Source organism: Streptomyces sp. NPDC050806 (assembly GCF_055586425.1).
On sequence record NZ_JBVJIF010000006.1, the window covers coordinates 244,749 to 262,419 of the forward strand.

Annotated in this window: 17 protein-coding genes and 1 riboswitch; of the genes, 7 read left to right on the forward strand and 10 right to left on the reverse strand. The window is 73.8% G+C overall.

The window, feature by feature from the left end; translation table 11 throughout:
• Positions 1 to 22: 22 nt before the first annotated feature.
• The 6 genes from ACZ6WH_RS20395 to ACZ6WH_RS20420 are packed head-to-tail and all read right to left on the reverse strand — an operon-like array spanning position 23 to position 6,461.
• Positions 23 to 844, reverse strand: a complete 822-nt coding sequence (locus ACZ6WH_RS20395) for a class I SAM-dependent DNA methyltransferase (RefSeq protein WP_469729788.1) — start codon at positions 842 to 844, stop codon at positions 23 to 25.
• A 20-nt stretch (positions 845 to 864) separates the two neighbouring features.
• Positions 865 to 2,112, reverse strand: a complete 1,248-nt coding sequence (locus tag ACZ6WH_RS20400; RefSeq protein WP_469730011.1) for an MFS transporter — start codon at positions 2,110 to 2,112, stop codon at positions 865 to 867.
• Positions 2,113 to 2,129: 17 nt separating this feature from the next.
• Positions 2,130 to 3,230 carry a dipeptide epimerase gene (locus ACZ6WH_RS20405; RefSeq protein ID WP_469729789.1) on the reverse strand — a complete coding sequence of 367 codons (1,101 nt, stop codon included), beginning with the start codon at positions 3,228 to 3,230 and terminating at the stop codon, positions 2,130 to 2,132.
• Positions 3,227 to 4,333 (reverse strand): PLP-dependent cysteine synthase family protein, encoded by a 1,107-nt coding sequence (locus tag ACZ6WH_RS20410; RefSeq protein ID WP_469729790.1) that lies wholly within the window; start codon positions 4,331 to 4,333, stop codon positions 3,227 to 3,229. The genes ACZ6WH_RS20405 and ACZ6WH_RS20410 overlap by 4 nt, the downstream gene beginning before the upstream one ends.
• Positions 4,330 to 5,208, reverse strand: coding sequence for a Rossmann-like domain-containing protein (locus tag ACZ6WH_RS20415; protein ID WP_469729791.1), 879 nt, complete (start codon positions 5,206 to 5,208; stop codon positions 4,330 to 4,332). The genes ACZ6WH_RS20410 and ACZ6WH_RS20415 overlap by 4 nt, the downstream gene beginning before the upstream one ends.
• Positions 5,205 to 6,461: an ATP-grasp domain-containing protein gene (locus ACZ6WH_RS20420; protein ID WP_469729792.1), complete on the reverse strand. Its 1,257-nt coding sequence runs from the start codon at positions 6,459 to 6,461 to the stop codon at positions 5,205 to 5,207. Before ACZ6WH_RS20420 ends, ACZ6WH_RS20415 begins: the two co-directional genes overlap by 4 nt.
• A 157-nt stretch (positions 6,462 to 6,618) precedes the next feature.
• On the opposite strand from ACZ6WH_RS20420, the gene ACZ6WH_RS20425 reads away from it, so the two are divergent.
• The 4 genes from ACZ6WH_RS20425 (at position 6,619) to ACZ6WH_RS20440 (ending at position 11,143) form a co-directional block, all read left to right on the forward strand.
• Positions 6,619 to 8,112 (forward strand): alpha/beta fold hydrolase, encoded by a 1,494-nt coding sequence (locus ACZ6WH_RS20425; protein ID WP_469729793.1) that lies wholly within the window; start codon positions 6,619 to 6,621, stop codon positions 8,110 to 8,112.
• A 22-nt stretch (positions 8,113 to 8,134) separates the two neighbouring features.
• Positions 8,135 to 8,719: a GNAT family N-acetyltransferase gene (locus ACZ6WH_RS20430; RefSeq protein ID WP_469729794.1), complete on the forward strand. Its 585-nt coding sequence runs from the start codon at positions 8,135 to 8,137 to the stop codon at positions 8,717 to 8,719.
• A 109-nt stretch (positions 8,720 to 8,828) separates the two neighbouring features.
• On the forward strand, positions 8,829 to 9,881 hold the full coding sequence (locus ACZ6WH_RS20435) for an ATP-binding protein (protein ID WP_469729795.1): 1,053 nt from the start codon (positions 8,829 to 8,831) through the stop codon (positions 9,879 to 9,881).
• Between the two features lie 221 nt (positions 9,882 to 10,102).
• Positions 10,103 to 11,143, forward strand: coding sequence for a PP2C family protein-serine/threonine phosphatase (locus ACZ6WH_RS20440; RefSeq protein ID WP_469729796.1), 1,041 nt, complete (start codon positions 10,103 to 10,105; stop codon positions 11,141 to 11,143).
• Positions 11,144 to 11,222: 79 nt separating this feature from the next.
• Here ACZ6WH_RS20440 and ACZ6WH_RS20445 read toward each other — a convergent pair whose 3' ends face one another.
• Positions 11,223 to 12,785, reverse strand: coding sequence for a PTS ascorbate transporter subunit IIC (locus tag ACZ6WH_RS20445; RefSeq protein WP_469729797.1), 1,563 nt, complete (start codon positions 12,783 to 12,785; stop codon positions 11,223 to 11,225).
• Between the two features lie 33 nt (positions 12,786 to 12,818).
• Complete coding sequence (locus ACZ6WH_RS20450; RefSeq protein ID WP_469729798.1) at positions 12,819 to 13,673, reverse strand: PTS sugar transporter subunit IIAB; 855 nt, start codon at positions 13,671 to 13,673, stop codon at positions 12,819 to 12,821.
• A gap of 70 nt (positions 13,674 to 13,743) precedes the next feature.
• Between ACZ6WH_RS20450 and ACZ6WH_RS20455 the strand changes: the two genes are divergently transcribed.
• Positions 13,744 to 14,331, forward strand: a complete 588-nt coding sequence (locus tag ACZ6WH_RS20455) for an HhH-GPD-type base excision DNA repair protein (RefSeq protein WP_432857195.1) — start codon at positions 13,744 to 13,746, stop codon at positions 14,329 to 14,331.
• A gap of 32 nt (positions 14,332 to 14,363) precedes the next feature.
• Here ACZ6WH_RS20455 and nicT read toward each other — a convergent pair whose 3' ends face one another.
• The gene (nicT, locus tag ACZ6WH_RS20460) at positions 14,364 to 15,524 is read right to left on the reverse strand and encodes a Nickel transporter NicT (protein WP_469729799.1); all 1,161 of its coding nucleotides are present in this window, start codon (positions 15,522 to 15,524) and stop codon (positions 14,364 to 14,366) included.
• 32 nt (positions 15,525 to 15,556) lie between these two features.
• Positions 15,557 to 15,832, reverse strand: a riboswitch (cobalamin riboswitch).
• Positions 15,833 to 15,960: 128 nt separating this feature from the next.
• Here nicT and ACZ6WH_RS20465 point away from each other — a divergent pair.
• Together ACZ6WH_RS20465 and ACZ6WH_RS20470 are read left to right on the forward strand one after the other, a co-directional pair.
• Positions 15,961 to 16,452 carry a DUF2975 domain-containing protein gene (locus tag ACZ6WH_RS20465; RefSeq protein WP_469729800.1) on the forward strand — a complete coding sequence of 164 codons (492 nt, stop codon included), beginning with the start codon at positions 15,961 to 15,963 and terminating at the stop codon, positions 16,450 to 16,452.
• A complete protein-coding gene (locus ACZ6WH_RS20470; protein ID WP_469729801.1) occupies positions 16,452 to 16,673 on the forward strand; it encodes a helix-turn-helix domain-containing protein in 222 nt (73 codons plus the stop codon). Before ACZ6WH_RS20465 ends, ACZ6WH_RS20470 begins: the two co-directional genes overlap by 1 nt.
• A 55-nt stretch (positions 16,674 to 16,728) precedes the next feature.
• On the opposite strand, the gene ACZ6WH_RS20475 is transcribed toward ACZ6WH_RS20470, so the two are convergent.
• Positions 16,729 to 17,625: a helix-turn-helix domain-containing protein gene (locus tag ACZ6WH_RS20475; RefSeq protein ID WP_469729802.1), complete on the reverse strand. Its 897-nt coding sequence runs from the start codon at positions 17,623 to 17,625 to the stop codon at positions 16,729 to 16,731.
• Between the last annotated feature and the right edge of the window lie 46 nt (positions 17,626 to 17,671).

The following is a 17,671-nucleotide window of genomic DNA, read 5'->3' on the forward strand; positions in this document are numbered from 1 at the left end:
GGGCATCGGCAGACGGTGTGCGTCAGGCGGGGTGCGTGAGCCGGGCGACGAGGTGCAGCCGGTCCGCGTCCAGCCGCCGCCCCGGCCCGTCGCCCTCCTGCCAGGCGGGTGCGGAGCGCGGTCCCGGCCCGTCGTGCAGGGCCAGTACCTCGAAGCCGTGCGCGGCGAGGAGGTGGCGCAGCTCCTGGGGGAAGAGCAGCCGCCACGCTGAGCGCTGCTCGTGCGGCGGGGTGCCGTCGTCGGCGGTCCACACGCGAGTGCGGCGCAACAGCTGTGCGGCCCGGTCGACGGTGAGGGTGGTGGTCGCGGTCCAGGTGGTGCCCTGCCAGGTGAAGCCGGTGGTGGCCGGGGCGTCGAGGAGTTCGGTGCGGCCGAGGAAGAACGCGCCGTTGCGCATCTCCGCGACGAGCAGGCCGCCCGGCGCCAGGCTCCGCCGGCAGGAGGCGAGGAAGCCGTCGAGGTCGTCGTTGGTGTGGCAGTACAGCAGGGCGCTGTCCAGGCAGACCACGGCGTCGAAGGAGCGCGCGGGGAAGCGGAAGCGGCGCAGGTCGGCCCGTACGTAGGAAGGCCCGGGGTGGTGGCTGCGGGCGTACGTCAGCATCGCCTCGGAGAGATCGGCGCCCACGACCGACCGCCCGACCCGGTACAGGTGCGCGGCGTCTCGTCCGGTGCCGCAGCCGATGTCCAGGACGCGCGGGCCCGACCCGTGGCGGAGCAGGCAGTCCTCGGCCCAGCGGCCGGCCAGCCGCTCCTCGTCGGGGAAGCGGGCCTCGTACAGCTCCGGGTTGTCGGTCAGGAGATTGCGGGCCGACGGGGCGTCGGCCACCGGTATGCCGCTGCTCACGGTGGTTCCTTCCAAGGTGGTCACGCGGCCACCGCCACGGGCTCGGCGGGCGTACGGGCCGGCAGTCCGCGCAGCCGGTGCAGCCAGGCCACGCCGGCGGCGGACAGCAGCCCGAACGCCAGGCAGCAGGCCCAGGGCAGCCAGCCGGCGCCGGTGCGCCCGCCGGTGTCCATGGCCCAGCCGACGACGGCGTTGCCGGCGGCGGCCGCGATGCCGGAGACGACGTAGAACAGGCCGAAGTAGGTGCCGGTCAGCTCGGCGCGGCCGAAGTCGGGGATCAGCTCCATCACGAACGGCTGGGCAACCATGACGCCGAGGTAGAGCAGCAGCGCCCCGAGCAGTACGGGCAGGGCGCGCAGCGCGGCGGCGCCGATGCCGCCGGGCGGCCCGGTCATCCCCGCGACGGCCATCGGCGGGACGAACGCCAGGCCCATCAGGGCGAGTCCGACGGCGATCCAGCGGGCGCGGCTGCCGCGTTCCTTCAGTGCGCGGGTCAGGCGCAGTTGGAGGGTGAGGTTGGCGACGGTGCCGACGAGGAAGACGATGCCGGCGGCGCCGTCGAAGCCGGTGGCCCGGCGGGCGCCGTCGGGCAGCAGCAGGTACAGCTGGTTCTCCATGGTGAACATGCCGACCATGGCGAGCGCGAAGGCCAGGAAGGTGCGGTTGCCGACGACCTCGCGCCAGTCGCCGAGGACGGAGTTCTTCGTGGGGACGACGGAGCGGGCGGGCAGTACGGCCGCCTGGGCCGCGGTCAGTACGGCGAAGATCGCGGCGGCGGTGAGCGCGGAGGCCCGGAAGTCGACCAGCAGCAGGGCGGAGCCGAGCAGCGGACCGACCAGCGCGCCGGTGGTCGCGAACACGTTGAACAGCGCGAACGCCTCCGCCTTGCGCTCCCCCGCCTCCTGCGCGAGGTAGGCGCGCACGGCCGGGTTGAACAGCGCGCCGGCCAGTCCGCTGAGGATGGAGGCGGCCAGCAGCACGGCCAGGCCGTCGCCGAGCGCGAAGAGGGCGAAGCCGACGGTGCGCAGGGCGCAGCCCGCGATGATGACGCCGCGGGCGCCGAGCCGGTCGGCGGCCGAGCCGCCGATGAGGAACAGGCCCTGCTGGCTGAGGTTGCGGACGCCGAGGACGATGCCGACGACCGCTGCCGACATCCCCAGGTCCTCGCCCAGGTGCACGGCGAGGTACGGGATGAGCAGGTAGAAGCCGGTGTTGACGCCGAGCTGGTTGACCAGCAGGAGGCGGATGGCGAGCGGGAAGCCGCGCATCTCGTGCCAGATCTTCGTCACCGGGGCACCTCCGCGAGCACGCCGTCCCGGTCGGGGGCCGGGTGCGGCAGGTCGGCGCCGGGTACCGCGCGTACGCCCAGGCCGGGGCCGCTGCCGGCGCGTACGGTGCCGTCCGTGCCGCCGAGGCCGGTCCAGGGGTCGTGGGAGAGCAGCAGGTGGCCGTCGAGGTCGGCCCAGCGGGCGCGGTCGGCGAGGTGGACGGCGGGGGCGAGCCCGAGCGAGCTGGCGGTCAGGCAGCCGAGCATCAGGTCGGTGCCGCTGCCCTCGATCAGCTCCGCGATGCGCAGGGCGGCGTGCACGCCGCCGCACTTGGCGAGCTTGACGTTGATGCCGTGCACCCGCCCGGCCAGCCGCCGGGCGTCCTCGAAGGAGACCGCGTCCTCGTCGGCGATGAGGGGCAGCGGGGACCGCTCGGCGAGCCGGGCCAGCGCCTCGGGATCGCCGGGCGCGAGCGGCTGCTCGACGGCCTCGACGCCGAGGTCGGCGTACCGGGGCAGCAGGGCGCGGGCCTGTTCGGCGGACCAGGCGCCGTTGGGGTCGAGCAGCAGCCGGGCGTACGGCGCCGCCTCGCGCACCGCGCGTATCCGCTCCAGGTCGTCCTCGGGGTCGGGCGAGCCGGCCTTGACCTTGAGGACGGAGAAGCCGTGCCTGGCCAGCCGGCCGGCCTCCTCCCCGGCGGCGCGGCGCGAGCCGATGCCGATGGTGCGGGCAGTCGCGGCCCGCGGCGCGTCGGCGGCCCCGAGGAGCCGGTGCACCGGCGCTTCGGCGCGCTTCCCGACGAGGTCGAGCAGGGCCGACTCGACGGCGGCGGTCACGGCGGGCGGGGTGCCCGGCGCGGGCAGCTCCCCGGCGCGGAGCGCGTCGAGCGCCGCTTCGGGGCCGTCGAAGCGGGCGAGTTCCAGCGCCGTTTCGCGGAACAGCCGGCCGATGGTGGCGGCGTCCAGGCCGTAGTAGACGCTGGCCACGGCCTCGCCGTAGCCGCGCTGCCCTTGGTGTTCGACGGCGAGCCAGACGGCGTCGCGGGCCGCCATCGTGGAGCGGGAGATGCGCAGCGGCTCGGTGAGCCGGAGCCGTACGGTGCGCTGGATGGACTTCACGGGGTCCCTTCCCAGGGGGCGGGTCGGATGGCGGGGAGCGGGATGGCGAGCGGGTCGGCGACCGTCCGGCAGCGGGTCCACCCCGTGGCCTCGGCGGCCCGCGGGTGCGGGATCTCGACGGGGCGGGTGGCGGCGGTGGCCGGGTCGAGCCCGTGCGCGGCGGCGAAGTCGTCGTCGAAGACGGTGCCGAGGTACCGCTGCGGGCCGTCGGGGAAGACGGTGGCGACGACCGCGCCGGGGTGGACGCGGGCCGCCCAGGCCGCGACCAGGGCGACCGCGCCGGTGCTCCAGCCGCCGCTGACGAAGTTCCCCGCGGCCAGCCGGCGGCAGGTGTCGGCGGACTCGGCGGGGCCGACCCAGTGCACCTCGTCGAACGCGTCGTAGGCGACGTTGCGCGGGTGGATGCTGCTGCCCAGGCCGCGCATGAGCCGTGGCCGGGCGGGCTGCCCGAAGATCGTGGAGCCGGTGGCGTCGACGCCGATCAGCCGCAGCCCCGGCCAGTGCCGGCGCAGCGGGCCGATGATGCCCGCGCTGTGGCCGCCGGTCCCGACGCTGCACACCAGGACGTCGAGATGGTCCAGGTCGGCGGCGATCTCGGCGGCGAGCGAGGCGTACCCGGCGATGTTGTCGGGGTTGTTGTACTGGTCGGGCCAGTACGCGTCGGGCAGTTCGGCGCGCAGGGCCCGCAGCCTGGCGAGGCGCGCGGCCTGCCAGCCGCCCTCGGCCGCCGGGCGGTCCACCAGCTCCAGCCGGACGCCGTACGTCCGCAGCAACTGCCGCATGGACGGCTCCAGTTCGGTGTCCCCGACCAGGACCACGGGATGGCCGAGGGCCTGTCCGGCGAAGGCCAGGCCGACGCCGAGGGTGCCGGAGGTGGATTCCACGACGGGTGCGCCGGGCCGGAGTTCGCCGCGCTCCTTGGCGCCCAGCAGCATGGAAACGGCGGCCCGCGCCTTCATGCCGCCCGGCGCGAGCCCTTCGAGCTTGGCCCAGAAGCCGGGGTGCGGGCAGGGCAGGTCCGCGGTGATCCGGGCCAGCGGGGAGCGGCCCAGCAGGCCGAGCAGCTGCGGGTTGGCGGTGGGGTGCAGGACGGCCGTGGTCATGCGGCGGCCCCGGCGGTACGGCGGCCGGAAGCGGCGGCGGCCCCGGCGTCGCGGTACCGGTGGACGGTTCCCGGCCCGCCGTCCAGCCAGAAGAACGGGTACGGCTCGGCGCACACCGCGCTCACCCCGGCTCCGAGGAACCGCGGCAGCACGGCGCTGCCGGTCTGCGCGAACATCACCAGCGGGGTGCCGCGCGCGGCGGCGTGCGCGCGCAGCGCCTCGAAGGTGCCGTTGCCCAGCGTCATGCCGGACGCCACCACCGCGTCGCAGCGGTCCAGTTCGGCGAGCGCGTCGGTGGCGACCGGCTCGTCCCACTCGGTCGTCCCGCCCTTGAGGTCGCACGGCACGTACGTGAGGCCGCGCTCGCGCAGCGCCTCCAGCAGCGAGTTGACGACGCCGACGACCAGCACCCGGGCGCCGGGCGCCACGTCGAGCAGCTCGACGACGGCCCGCGCGCGGGCCCGGGACTTCTCCAGCGAGCTGCCGGCGGGCAGCGGGAAGGGCCTGGCGCCGGGCGCCGCTTCGTGCGGCAGGACGTGCATCAGGTACGCGTCCAGTGCCGCGATCCGTACCGGCAGCAGCTCGTGCGCCAGCAGCGCGGCGACGTCCGCGCCGACGCACGCCTCGACGGCCGCGTCGGTCAGCGCGCCGGGCTCCACCGCGCAGGAGCCGACCGCGGCGCCCAGCCGCAGGCTGAGCACTTCGTTGCGGTAGCCGCCGCCGCGCCCGGCGTGGCGTACCGCCTGCCGGGTGCTGAAGGCGACGGAGATCCGCAGGCCGGCCGGGTCGGGTCCGTACGCGCCCGCCAGGACGCGGGCCACCAGGTCGTCGTGGGAGGTCTCGGCGGTACAGGGGCCGCCGGCTGCGGGGCTCATCGGGCCGCCACCCGCGGGCGCAGTGCGGACAGCAGGCCCTCGACGCGGGCGCGGGCGCCCGGCCCGTCCGGGTCGCCGGCCATGACGTGGCCGAGGTACTCGTTGTTGCTGCCGGCCGCCTTGACGTCCTTGCCCGCCTCGGCGAGCTGGAGTTCCAGTACGCCGTCCGCCGCGCGCACGGTGTCACCGCCGTCGATGCCGGTCAGTACGCCCGCCTCCCGGGGCACGAGGAACCCGATCGCGGCGCTGCGCAGCCCGGTCTCCCGTACGGTCGCGTCGGGGCGCCGGCCGAGCGCGACGTCCACGCAGGCGGCGGCCACGTCGATGCCGGTGACATGGCGGATCAGCTCGGTGATGCGGTTGCCGGCGGGGCGCGGGTTGACCTCGACGACGCGCGGTCCGCCGGGCGTGAGCTTGATCTCGGTGTGCCCGACGACGTCGTCCAGGCCGAGCGCCTTGAGGGCCTGCACGGCGGTGTCGGCCGCGGCAGCCGTGTCGGCGGCGGGGAGCGCCGCGGGGAACATGTGCTCGGTCTCGATGAAGGCCGGCGCGCCGCCCACGCTCTTGTCGGTCACCCCGATGACGTGCGTGGAGCCGCCGTGCGTCACGGTCTCGACGCTGACTTCGGGGCCGATGAGCAGCTCTTCGAGCAGGACGACGGGCGCCCGGCGCTGGCCGCGCGCGTTGACGGGGAAGTCCTCGACGGCGCGGTAGGCGCGGTGCAGCTCCGCCTCGTCCGCCACCTCGCGTACGAACATCCCGGCACAGAGGTCCACCGGCTTGAGGACCAGCGGGTAGCCGATCTCCGCCGCGGCGGCGGCCGCCTCGGACCGGTCGGCGCAGACGGCGAAGCGCGGCTGGGGCAGCCCGGCGTCCGCGAGCACCCGGCGGGTGGCGTCCTTGCGGCAGGCGCTCTCGACCGCCTCCGGCGCCGGGCCCGGGAGGCCCAGGTGCCCGGCGATCCGCGCGACGGTGGGCAGGTAGTAGTCGCAGGAGGTGAGCACGCCGTCGAAGCCGAGCGCGGCGTGCAGCCGCTCGGCGTACGGCAGCAGCGTGTCCAGGTCGTTGGTGTCGGCGGTCAGCACGTTGCGGGCGCCGAGCAGCGGATGGGCGGCGCCCTCGGGCGCGCTCCGCAGGTAGTGGTGCAGGTCGCGGGTGAGGAAGGTGAACTCGTGCCCGCCCTCGCGGATCGCGCGCGGCAGCAGCCTGCTCATCGCTCCGACCCAGCTCTCGACCATCAGCAGATGAGCCACGATTCCCCTTCTCCAGCGGTGTGTTGCGGTCGTCGGCCGAGCCCGGGACCCGTCCTTACGGAGCCGTCCGGCTTGACCGCCCCACACTGTAAACGATAATCATTTTCAAGTCACCCCGAATGCTCGGTGCCCCGCCACTGCCCTGAATGCGAGACCTGTGACCACCGCCGTCCACCGCTCCGGCCTGCTGTGCGCCCTCGCGGCCACCGCCGCCGCGCTGCTGCCCGCCGCCCCCGCGCACGCCGTCGCCCCCCGGGCACCCGGCCTGCACTTCGGCGCCTGCCCCGACTCCGTGCCGGACCCGCCGGCCCCCGACCGCGTCGAGTGCGGCGAGCTGAGCGTCCCGCTGGACCACGAGCACCCCGAGGGCCGGCACATACGCATCGCCGTCTCGCGCGTACCGGCCTCCGGCCCGGCCGACGAGCGACGCGGCGTCCTGCTCGTGAACCCCGGCGGCCCCGGCGGCCCCGGCCTCCCGTACGCCGTCACCAAACGCGCCAAACTCCCCGAGAGCGTGCGGCGTTCGTACGACGTGATCGGGTTCGACCCGCGCGGCACGGGGCGCAGCGCGCCCGCCGACTGCGGTCCGATGGGCGGCCTCTTCGACGCGCCGGGGCAGGACCCCGTGCCGCGGACCCCCGCCGCCGAGCACGGCTACCTCGACTCCCTCCGCCGCACCGCCGACGACTGCGCCACCGGCGTCGGCGCCGCCCTCCCGCACCTCTCCACCACCGAGACGGCCCGCGACATGGACGCGATCCGCGCGGCCCTCGGCGAGCGGGCGATCAGCTATCTCGGCGTGTCCTACGGCACGTACCTGGGCGCCGCCTACGCCGCGCAATTCCCGCACCGCATCGGCCGGATGGTGCTGGACAGCGTCGTCGGCCCGGAGGACTGGTACGATTTCGACCTCCGGCAGACCCGGGCCCTGCTGCGCCAGCGCGACACCTTCTTCGGCTGGGCCGCTGCGCACGAGAAGCGTTTCGGGCTGGGCGGCAGCGCCACCGAGGTCCGCGCCGCGTACCAACGCGCCCGCGACGGCCTCGCCTCCGGACCCGTGGCCCGCTTCGGCGCCGCGGAGTTCGACCGGACCGTGTACCGGGCGCTCGGCCGCACCGAACGCTGGGCGGCTCTCGCCGACGGCATCCGCGCGTACCTGCGGGACGGGAGCGTCGAGGGGCTCCGCCCGGCCGACCCCTTCGACGGCGCCGACTCACGCACGTACGAGGCCGCCAACCGCACCGTCAAGTGCGCGGACGGGCCGGGGCCCACGCCCGCCCGGGTGCTCGCCGACCTGCGCCGGATGCGCCGCCTGGACCCGCAGCCGGTGCTCACCGGCATGGAGGCCCCGGTGTGCGCGTACTGGCATCACCGGCCGGCCCACCGCACCGCGCTCGGCAGCCCCGCCGCGCCGCCCGTCCTCCTGGTCGCCTCCGACCACGACCCCGTCACCCCGATCGCGGGGGCCCACGCGATGCAGCGGCGGCTGCCCGGCTCCCGGCTGGTCACCCTGCACGACGACTACTCCCATGGAGTGTTCGCCAGCCGGGGCAACGCCTGCGTGGACGGCGCGGCGGCCGCGTACCTGACGGCCGGGACCGTACCGTCGGCCGACCTGCACTGCACCGGCCCCGGCCTGCCGACCCCCTGACCACCGGAAAGCACGGAGCACCATGACTGTCACCGTCACCCCGCACGCCGCGCCCCCCGGCACTCCCGGGTACACCGTCCGGACCGCCACCCCCGCCGACGTGGCGGGCGCACGCCGCGTCATGCTCGACACGCTCTACCGGGAATTCGACTACGGATACGTGCCCAGGTGGCACCAGGACGTCGTCGACATCCCCGGCACCTACCTCGACGACCCGCGGCACCTGCTGCTCGTCGCCGTCCGGAACGGCGAGGTGGTGGGCACCACCGGCATCCGGTCGGCGGGCCCCGCCCATCCGCCGCACCCCCGCTGGCTCGCCGACCGCTACCCGTCCGGCTCCACGGCCCAGCTCGTCCGCGTCTACGTCGACCCGGCCCACCGGCGCCACGGCCTGGCCCGCACGATGGTCCGGCACGCCTGCGACTTCGTGGCCGGCACCCCCGGCTACGCCCGGATCTACCTGCACACCAACGTCAAGGTCGAGGGCAGCGGCGCCTTCTGGCGCAGCCTGGCCACGGAGGTCTTCGACGCCCGCGCGACCGGCGAACACGGACCGGGCGTCGAGACGGTCCACTTCGAGATCCCGATGCCGCGGCGGACGCCGTAGGTATACCTACACCGGCCGCTCACCGATGCCGGTAGCCCGCCCCATTGGAAAGGCTGGCCTCCTCTTCCGGAGACGGCCCTCCGGAAGGCCACCTTCGGAGGCGGGACCCATGCAGGAATCGGAGTACTCGGAGTACAGCGGCCCGCTCATGTTCGCCGGGCGGCACACGGAGCTGGCAGAGGTCGAGGAACTGCTGCGGCACACCCGCCTGGTGACCGTGACCGGGCCCGGCGGCGTGGGCAAGAGCGCACTCGCCGGCGCGGTGGCCCGGCGCTCGGCGCTCGTCCCGGAGGCGGTGGTCGGCCGTACCGACCTGGCCTCGCTCGGCGATCCCGACCTGGTGCCGCACCGGCTGGCCCGGGCGCTGCGCCTCGACGGCTGTCCCGGGAAGCCGCAACTGACCGCGCTGGCCGAAGCGCTGGGCGACTGCCCGGCCCTGCTGGTCGTGGACACCTGCGAGCACCTGGCCGCGCCGTGCACGGAGGTCTTCACCGAACTTGTCGACGCCTGCCCCGGCCTGCACATCCTGGCCACCAGCCGCACCCCGCTGAAGACCCCGGGGCTGTACCTGCTGCCGCCCCTCCCGCTGGAGGCGGCAGCCGGGCTGTTCGAGGCGCACGCGCGGCGGCTGGGCGCCGCGGAGGCGGCGGCGCCCGGCACGGTCCGGCGCATCTGCGCGCTGGCGGAGGGCCTGCCGCTCGCCGTGCTCATCGCGGCGGACCAACTCGGGCACCACTCGGCCGACGACGTCCTCGCCTGCCTCGCCCGGCCCGAGGACGCCCTCGACCTGCCGGCCTCGGCCCCCGGCCTGCCCGGCCGCCACCGGACGCTGCGCGACTCCCTCGGCTGGAGCCGCCGCCTCTGCACGGCGCAGGAGCAGCTGCTCTGGGCGCGGTGCAGCGTCTTCCCCGGCGGCTTCGAGCTGTCCCACGCGCTGGAGGTGTGCGGCGACCACCGGCTGCTGCCGCCCGGCCCGCTCGCCGCGGCCTTCACGGGCCTGTCGTGGCAGTCGCTGATCGAGCCGGTGCCGGACGACGCCGAGACCACCGCCTTCCGGATGCGGCGCGCGACCCGGGCGTACGGACGGCAGCAGCTGACCCGTTCGGGTGAGGAGCGCACGGTCACGAACCGTTTCCTGACGTGGTCCATGAACCACTCCTGACGCCTGCGGCTCCTGCCTCACGCAGTGCGCGCCCCGACTCGTAAGCGATCTTCACGTACCTCGCTCACCTGCAATTTCAGCGATATGCACAATCTGTGCATCGTGCGCTGGCTAAGCTGAGGAGCTTCAGCCGTTCAGCGGGCAGGTCCGTCATGCCGAAGCTTCCGGCGGCCGAACGCGTCCCTCCCGGCGTACCGGCCGCACCACCGCCCGGAAGATCCGTGAGGCTGGTTCGAGGAACGTTTCCGCTGTTGCTCGCGGCGCTCTGCGTCGCACTGGGCCGCACCCTGGATCTCGCCCCGCTCTTCCTCCCGCTGATGCCCGCCGTCGCCGCGCTGCCCGCCATCGGACGGCCGGGCGTGCGGTCGGTGCTGGGGGCGGGCGCCGCCGCGCTCGCGGGCGTGGCGGCACTGGGCTGGGGCGCCCGGCCGCTGAACGTCGCCGTGGCGCTGACGGGCGTCCTCACGGTGACCGCGCTGGTCCGGGCCGCCGCCCGCCGCGGCCGCCGCCAGGAGACCAAGATCGCCTGTCTCGGCCGGCTGGCCCAGGTGACCCAGGCGGCGGTGCTGCCCCGGCCGCCCGAATGGGTCGGCGGGGTCCGGCTGGAGGCGCGCTACCTAGCGGCCACCCCCGGCGCCACGGTCGGCGGCGACATCTGCGGCGCCGAACGCACCCCCTTCGGCGTACGGCTGCTCATCGGCGACGTGTCCGGCAAGGGGCTGGACGTGGTCGCGACGGCCGCCGAGACGCTGCACATCTGGCGGGAGCTCGCGCACCACGAGCCCAGCCTGGCGGGCATCGCGCTGCGGATGGACACCTCCGTCACCCGCATCCACCACCACGAAGGCTTCGTGACCGCGCTGCTCATCAACATGCACGACGACGGCCGGATCGAGCTGCTGAACTGCGGCCACCCGCCGCCCCTGCTGATCCGCGCCGGCCGGGCGCAGTGGCTCCACGGCCTGGACGCGACGGCCCCGCTCGGCCTCATGCGGATGGTGGCGGACCGCTGCCCGACCACGGTGGTGCGTCCGGCGCCCGGCGACTGGCTGCTGCTCTGCACGGACGGGGTGGCCGAATGCCGGAACCAGGACGGGGAGTTCTACCCCCTCGCCGAGCGCCTCACCTCGCTCTGCGGCCACGAACCGACCGTCGTCCTGGACACGCTCGAAGCGGACCTGGCGCGCCACCGGGACTCCCGCGCCCGCGACGACGCGATGCTGCTCCTCATCCGCCCGCTGCAGCAGCAGCACTCCAGCTGAACCGCGGACACCGGACGCCCGGCCGGGCGGCCCGGCGCCGGTCGTTCGGGCGCCGGACCGCCGGCCGGACCTGTGCCGTTCAGTCGGACTCCGGCGGCGGGGGCGGGGTGGGCGCGCCGGCCGGCGGGACGATCTTCGCGTACGCGGTCGTGGTGGTGGCCGGGGCCCCCGCCGCGGGCGTCCCGGTCCGCGGCAGTACGGCGTCCCGGCGGGCGCCCGGGTCCCAGCCGGTCTCCACCACCCGCTTCTGCACCACCACGGCACCGGCCAGCACCAGCGCGCCGATGGCCAGCATCAGGACGACCGCGCCCGCGCCGCCCACCTTCGCCGCGTTGCCGATCAGCGAGCCGAACCAGCCGAAGTCGGCGTCGCCGAAGGTGGTGTTCTCCTCGCCGAACGCGCCCAGCACCTTCAGGAGCAGCGCGGGCAGGAAGGTGATGAGGACGCCGTTGACGAAGGCGCCGAGGGCCGCGCCGCGCCGGCCGCCCGTCGCGTTGCCGTAGACGCCGGCCGCGCCGCCGGTGAAGAAGTGCGGCACCAGGCCCGGCAGGACGAGCGCGAGACCGAACCACGGGTGGAAGAGCGCGGACAGCAGCCCGAGGCTGACCAGGCCGCCGAGGAAGCTGCACAGGAAGCCGATGAGGACGGCGTTCTGCGCGTACGGGAAGACGATCGGCGCGTCCAGCGAGGGCAGCGCGCCGGGCACGACCTTCTTGGCGATGCCCTGGAACGCCGGGACCAGCTCGCCCAGGATCGTCCGCACGCCGAAGAGGATGATCGCGACGGCGATGCCGAACTGCAGGCCCTGCATGACGGACTGCATCAGGTAGTTGCCGATGCCGGTCGCGGCGGCGCCGCCGTCGGAGCCGAACGCCTTGAACGCGGTCTCCCGCCCGGCCTTGGCCAGGAAGAGGATCGCCAGGATCACGTAGATCAGCACCATGGACAGCGCGGTGGCCACCATCGAGTCGCGCAGGAAGCGCAGCCCCTCGGGCAGCTTCATGTCCTCCGTACTGCGGCTGCGCCGGCCGACCAGCTGCCCGGTCGCGCCGGCGGCGACGTACCCGGCCGTGCCGAAGTGGCCGATGGCGATGGTGTTGTCACCGGTGATGCGCTTGGTCCACGGGTGCGCGAAGGCCGGCATCGAGACCAGCAGGATGCCCAGCAGCACGCCGCCGGCCAGCACCACGACCGCCGAGGACTGGCCCGCCGTGGCCAGCACCATGGTCAGCAGGGTCGCCATGAACAGCATGTGGTGGCCGGTGAGGAAGACGTACCGCAACGGCGTGAAGCGGGCCAGCAGCAGGCTGACCGCGAAGCCGACGATCATCAGCCAGGCGACCCGGGCGCCGAACTGCTGCTGCGCGATGCCGACGATCGCCTCGTTGGTCGGGATGACGCCGTGCGCGCCGGTCGCACCCTGGATCATCTCGCCCAGCGGGGCGAGGGCCGTGACCACGAGGTCGGCGCCCGCCCCGATCAGCAGGAAGCCCAGCGTCGCCTTGATGGCGCCGCCGACGACCTGACCGGCGGACTTCTTCAGGGCGATCAGGCCGGTGGCCGTGATCAGGCCGACCAGATACGCCGGCTGGCTGAGGACCTCGTTGACGAGGAATTTGGCGATCGATACGAGCCAGTCCATGGTGCTTTCCTTCGTTACTGGACGTCGTATGCGTTACGGGACGTCGTAGGTGTCGCGGAGGATGCGGTCGACCTCACCCGTACTGGTGAAGTTCTCGACGACCTTCACGGGGACGCCGATGTCGCCGAGCGTCCTGGCGATCTCGCCCGAGGTGAGGATGGCGACGGCCTCGCCGGCCTTGCCCTTGGCGGAGATGGTGTCGGTCGCCTCGACGGTGACGTACCGGGACCAGCCCCAGCGGTCGAGCACCTGCTCCAGGGTGTTCTTCAGGAAGAGGCTGGTGCCCAGGCCGTTGCCGCAGACGGTGAGGATCTTGTGCGGGGCGCCGCCGCCGGCCGGCTGCCGCTCCTCCGGGCGCGCCGGCTCCGCCGACCGCTCGACCTCCGCCGACCGCCCGGACCCCGGCGATTCCGCGGCCGGTGCGGGCCGCTCCGGGGCGTCCAGGCTCGCCAGCACCGCGTGCACCGCCTCCGGCGTCGGCGCCTCGCGCAGCGCGCGTTCGCTCTCCGGGTCCGCCAGCAGCCGGGCCAGCGCGGCCATCGCGTCGGTGTGCGCGCCGGAGTCCCGCGCCGCGAGCCCGACGACGAGGGTCACGGGATCGTTGGCCTCGTGCCCGAACTCCACCGGTTCGGCCAGCCGCACCCACGACATGCCGGTCCGCAGGACCGCGGGCGAGGGGCGGGCGTGCGCGAAGGCGAAGCCGGGCGCCAGGACGATGTAGGGCCCGTTCTCCTCGACGTTCTCGATCATTTCCGTGGTGTACTCACCGGTACTGGCACCGGTCGCGGCCATCAGGTCGCCGGCCGCCCGTACGGCCTCCCGCCAGTCCGCCGCCGCCACGTCCAGCCGCACGGCGTCGGCGGGGATCAGTTCGCTCAGTGTCGGCATGCAGGGGATCGTCGCACGAAAACGCTTGCCCGGACATGCGCCGTCCGGCGCCGGAAGGGATCATCGACTCATGAACGTGAGGATGCGGGTCGCACAGCAGGAGGAAGCCGACGAACTGCTCGGCCGCAGTCCGCTCGCCGCGCTGGTGGGCATGCTGCTGGACCAGCAGGTGCCGATGGAGTGGGCGTTCACCGGCCCGTACACCATCGCCCGGCGGATGAGCGGCGACGACCTGGACGCGCACGCCATCGCGGCCCAGGACCCGGAGGCGTTCGAGGAGCTGCTGGCCCGCAAGCCGGCCGTGCACCGCTACCCGCGGTCCATGGCCAAGCGGGTGCAGCAGCTGTGCCAGTACCTCGTCGAGCACTACGACGGCGACGCCGAAGCCGTCTGGCGGGACGCGGGCACCGGCGCCGAGCTGCTGAAACGCCTCAACGACCTGCCCGGCTTCGGCAAGCAGAAGGCGCAGATCTTCCTGGCCCTCCTCGGCAAGCAGTTCGGCGTGCGCCCCGAGGGCTGGCGCGAGGCGGCGGGCGCGTACGGCGAGGAGGACTCCCGCCGGTCGGTGGCCGACATCACCGGCCCGGAATCCCTCGCCGAGGTCCGCGCCTACAAGCAGGAGATGAAGCGAGCGGCGAAGAAGGCGGCGGCCAAGTAGGGCCCGGGCCCGGTGCTGTCCGGGGGGCGGCTTCAGCCCTCCTGGGCGGCCGCCGCCCGGGCCGTCCAGCGCTGCTCGACCCCGGACAGCCGCCAGTAGGCGATCGCCGCGGCCCAGACCACGACGAAGAGGCCGGCGATGAGGTAGCCGACGTTGTCCAGGTTCAGCCCGGAGACCCAGTCGGTGACCGCGTCCTTGAGCCCGAGCTTGTCGTGCAACACGCTCACCAGCTCGATCGTGCCGATGAAGAACGCCACCACGATCGACAGCCCGGTGATGGTGAGGTTGTAGTAGACCTTGCGCACCGGGTTGGCGAACGCCCACTGGTACGCGAAGTTCATGAACGTGCCGTCGAGCGTGTCGAACAGGCTCATGCCGGCCGCGAACAGCAGCGGCAGACACAGGATCGCGTACCACGGCAGGCCCGCCGCGGCCCCGCTGCCGGCCATCACCATCAGCGTGACCTCGGTGGCGGTGTCGAAGCCGAGGCCGAAGAGGAAGCCGAGCGGGTACATCTGGCCCGGGCGGGAGATCGACTTGGTGAAGCGGCCCAGGAGGCGGTTCATGAAGCCGCGCGAGTCCAGCTGCTTCTCCAGCTCGTTCTCGTCGTACGTCCCGGCCCGCATGGACCGGAAGACCCGCCAGATGCCGGCCAGCGCGACGAGGTTGAGGGCCGCGATGAGGTACAGGAACCCGCCGGAGACCGTGGTGCCGACCGTGCCGAGCAACTGGTGCGTACGCGAGCCGTCGTCCAGCAGCGTGCCCGCGATGGCCGCGCCGCCGGCCACCAGGGCGGCCATCACGACGACCACGCTGGAGTGGCCCAGCGCGAACCAGAAGCCCACCGACACCGGCCGCTTCCCGTCGGCCATGAGCTTGCGGGTGGTGTTGTCGATCGCGGCGATGTGGTCGGCGTCGAAGGCGTGCCGCATGCCGAGGGTGTACGCCGTGACGCCGAGGCCCACGCCGTAGACCTGGGTGCCGATCGTGTAGTGGTTCGGCACCACCAGCAGCAGGAGCACGCCGAAGGCGACGACGTGCAGCGCGGCGATGACGGCCAGCAGGCCGGCCGTACGGACGGTGTCCCGCCGCTGCCAGCGGAACTGCTGCGCCCCGGCGGTCGTCGGGGTAGCGGTCGTGGGGGGATCGGTCGTGGGGGGATCGGTCGTGGGGGGATCAGTGGGCACGGTCATCCGGCCGTCACGCTCCAGCACCTCGTGGAATCGGTTCGTGAGATGCCGTGGCCGGTCTCCTGGCTTACGGGGAACCTCCCGGTCCGCCCGGGGGCGGCAGGAGGACGCCTCCGGCCCGGCCTTCCCGCCCGCACTCCGCGGACAGTGGCCCCCGCACGCCCGGATCCGTCCGGCGCACGGGAAGGGTCGGAAACTTCCCGATCACAGTGGCGAGGGCCGCTCCGGAATCGGACCCGAAGGTCTGCAGTTCTTGCAGGTCCAACGGGTCTGCACCGGTCTTCCCGAACACCACGGCCGGGTCACTCTATCCCGCCCCTTCCCGACCCTCGCTGCCCCCTCTGCTTCCCCTTCCCGACCTCGTCGCATCTCCCCGACCCTTGCCTCACCTATCGAATTTCGATAGATTTGCATCGCTAGTCGATGGAGGGACGGGGTCATGGGAAAACTGACAGTGGGCGCACTGCGCGTCGTACTCGGGGTGGTGCTCGCCGGCACCGTCTTCGTACAGGCATCGATGGCGTGGACGCTGGTCAGCGGGAGCGACCCGGAGGACGGGACGCTCCCGCTGACCCCGCTGCGCGTGATCACGATCCTGGGCATGGTGTCGGTCCAGGTCGCCGTGGTCTGCGTATGGCGGCTGGTGACGATGGTGCGACGCGGAACCGTCTTCTCCCACACCGCCTTCCGGTACGTGGACGGCGTGATCGCCGCGATCGTGGCGGCTGCCCTCATGTGGTTCGCGGTCACGGCCCTCAACGCACCGGGCCAGCGAGCCGACCCGGGCGTCACCGTCATCATGGGCGGGATCGGCGTGGCCATTCTGGGCGTCGCACTCCTCGTGCTCGTGCTGCGGACACTGCTCGCCCAGGCCGTCACGCGCGACGCCGAGGCGTCGCTGATGCGGGCCGAGCTGGACGAGGTGATCTGATGCCGATCACCGTCGACATCGACGTGATGCTGGCCAGGCGGAAGATGTCCGTGGGTGAACTCGCGGACCGCGTGGGCATCACGCCCGCCAACCTGGCGGTACTCAAGAACGGCCGCGCCAAGGCGGTGCGCTTCACGACGCTCGCCGCCCTCTGCGAGGTGCTCGAATGCCAGCCGGGCGACCTGCTGCGCTGGGAAGACGGGGATGCGGCGGAGGGATGAGAACGCGCCGGGCGGGAAACGCCCGGCGTTCCCCCTCCGCTCAGCCCATCCCCAGTCAGCCCCCCGCGTCCTGTCGTTCGGCGGTGTCCTGGCTCAGCGGTGAACGGTCCGCCGGGCCCTCCGCCGCCCAGCTGCCCAGCAGTCGCAGCGACTCCGCCGACGCCGAGCCGGGCTCCGCGTTGTAGACGATCAGCTGCTGGTCCGGGTCGGCGGGCAGCCGCAGCGTCTCGTACGACAGGGTCAGCGGCCCGACCACCGGGTGGTGCAGCCGCTTCACCCCGAAGCCCTTGTCCTGCACGTCGTGCGTGGCCCAGAGCTGCCGGAACTCCTCGCTCTTGACCGACAGCCGCCCGATCAGCGAGGCGAGCTCGGGGTCGTCGGGGTGACAGCCGGCGTCCAGCCGCAGGTAGGAGACGATGTCGGCGGCCTTGCGCTCCCAGTCGACGTAGAAGTCGCGGGCCGCCGGGTCCAGGAAGACCTGCCAGGCGACGTTCCGCTGCTCCGGCTCCATCGCGGCGTAGTCACCGAGCAGCGCGCACGCCATGCGGTTCCACCCGATGACGTCCAGGCGGCGGCCCGCGACATACGCCGGTATCCCCTCCATCGCGTCCAGCAGCTGCTGGAGCGCGGGCCGCACCCGCTGCGGGCGGCCGGCCCCGCGCGCACGCTTGGCCTTCGGCTTGACCAGGTGACTGAGGTGCGCCCGCTCCGCGGCGTTCAGCCGGAGGGCGCCGGATATCGCGTCGAGGACGGCCGTGGAGACGTTCTGCCCGTGGCCCTGCTCCAGGCGGACGTAGTACGCCACGCTCACGCCGGCCAGCTGCGCCAACTCCTCCCGCCGCAGCCCCGGCACCCTTCGCCGCCCGCCGTGCCGCGGCAGTCCGACGTCCTCGGGCTGCAGACGGGCACGGCGGGTGCGCAGAAATTCGCTCAGTTCGGTGCGCTGGTCCATATGGCCAGTATCCGCAACCTGGCGACAACCCGTTGTGGCCTGTGGA